At 40.3% G+C, this 1,557-nt stretch carries 3 protein-coding genes; all 3 read left to right on the top strand.

What is annotated here, in order from left to right:
- Positions 1-118: 118 nt before the first annotated feature.
- Genes BGK46_RS17830 through BGK46_RS02315 form a run of 3 tightly spaced genes read left to right on the top strand, consistent with a single transcriptional unit; the run spans position 119 to position 1,462 of the window.
- A complete protein-coding gene (locus BGK46_RS17830; protein WP_254659647.1) occupies positions 119-277 on the top strand; it encodes a Tn7 transposase TnsA N-terminal domain-containing protein in 159 nt (52 codons plus the stop codon).
- Positions 244-618 carry a TnsA endonuclease C-terminal domain-containing protein gene (locus BGK46_RS02320; protein ID WP_254659646.1) on the top strand — a complete coding sequence of 125 codons (375 nt, stop codon included), beginning with the start codon at positions 244-246 and terminating at the stop codon, positions 616-618. The genes BGK46_RS17830 and BGK46_RS02320 overlap by 34 nt, the downstream gene beginning before the upstream one ends.
- A complete protein-coding gene (locus BGK46_RS02315; RefSeq protein ID WP_254659645.1) occupies positions 605-1,462 on the top strand; it encodes a hypothetical protein in 858 nt (285 codons plus the stop codon). The genes BGK46_RS02320 and BGK46_RS02315 overlap by 14 nt, the downstream gene beginning before the upstream one ends.
- The last annotated feature ends 95 nt before the right edge of the window (positions 1,463-1,557 follow it).

Raw genomic sequence — 1,557 nt, 5'->3', positions numbered from 1 at the left:
AAGCGTACCACTATCAGCAGTTGACTTCCTCTCGCCCGTTTAACCATGAGTGTTGCACTTATTATCTGAATTCAGGGGTCAGCTTTGGCACCCTTCTCAAGGAGGGGTAAACCTTGTAATGTCCTCAGATTTTTTGGTTAACTCCGCTTCTAAAACTCAGCCCCAGTTTGCTATTCAAGCAAAGTACTCCAAAGATTTAAAAGACCCAAGAACCATTGAAAAACTTGAAATAGAACGCCGTTATTGGCAGCTAAAAAAATCCCCTGGTTTCTCGTAACAGATAAAGCAATAGACAAAACAGTCGTATCTAATATTGAGTGGTTATACGGGGTTAAGGGCTACTTTGATGAAGTAATAACGAATGAGCTATCGCTTACGTTTGAGCATATCAGTGCTTATTTTGTTCAACACCCAGAAAGAAAAGTCGTTGAGCTGTGTAAAGAGTATGACATGGCATACCAGCAAGATCTTGGTCGGTCGCTTTATGATATTCGTTTAATGTGTGCAGCAAGGCTTATAACGTTCGATATTCGTTTACCATTTCATAGTTTGAAAGCGAAAGAAATTGCGTTTAGAAGCGAATCTTTGTTCGGGGGGCATTGTAATGTGGCCAGTTAACGAAACTCTAGAGTTTGACGGTAAGGCTTACCGCGTGCTTTTTACCGAGACAAGTTACTTCTATTGGATTGCTATTGATGAGGATAAAGGTTTACCGGAAAGAGTCTATTTTGATGAATGCCGCAACTGGGTCGATGAAGGGCGTATAGAAAAAATTCCTGACCCTTATTCATACCTTCAAGGAGAGTCTTGGACCAAAGAGTCAAATGCATATCAGAAAAGGCAGAACGACTTTGATTTGATTAAGCCTATCGTAGAAGGTGAAGAAGCGCTTGACAAAAGGGTTCAAGCAAAAAGGGTTAGTCATACGGTTGCCAATTCAAATAAAACCAAATCGACCATCTATCGTTTAGTTCGGAGATATTGGCAGCGTGGGCAAATAAAAAATGCCCTAATACCAGATTACAAAAACTCAGGCGCTGCCGGAAAGAGAAGAAACTTCACAACAAATAAAGCTGGAAAGTCTAGGGTTTACGGTGTCGGTGATGGCAAACAAGTCACTGAAGAAATTAGAAAACAGTTCCGATTTATTTGTGATAAATATTTGATGAATGTTAAAGGGAACTCCGTTGCTTATGCACATAGGAAGTTTTCAAAAGCATATAAGCTAAAGAACCCAGATGTTGAAGAGCATGAAATTCCAACACTCCGCCAATTTAGGTATTTCTACAAAACCGAGTATAGCAAGGTCACAAAGCTTACCGTTCAAACACCTCAAGGCAATTACAATAAAGATGTTAGGCCACTACATGGAACTGCAACCGAGAAAGCTTTAGGCCCGGATAGTCGATATGAGATTGATGCCACTGTAACCCTCCCCAAAAAACTGGTCATTAGCAATTAGAGGTTTTCCGTTTACACTGAAACAAACGGAGAACGCATGATGAAAAAATCACGCTACACAGAAACACAAATCGTAAAGATCTTGAAGGAAGTAGA

Origin of the sequence: Salinivibrio sp. SS2 (assembly GCF_001722075.1) — a bacterium.
In the GTDB taxonomy this organism is placed as follows: domain Bacteria; phylum Pseudomonadota; class Gammaproteobacteria; order Enterobacterales; family Vibrionaceae; genus Salinivibrio; species Salinivibrio proteolyticus.
The sequence above is the reverse complement of the archived record's forward strand: the minus strand, read 5'-3'. Positions and strand labels throughout refer to the sequence as shown.

Bases quoted from the DNA above. Each gene is read 5' to 3' on its own strand.
- BGK46_RS17830 (WP_254659647.1), top strand. From the start codon at position 119: ATGTCCTCAGATTTTTTGGTTAACTCCGCTTCTAAAACTCAGCCCCAG.
- BGK46_RS02315 (WP_254659645.1), top strand. From the start codon at position 605: ATGTGGCCAGTTAACGAAACTCTAGAGTTTGACGGTAAGGCTTACCGC.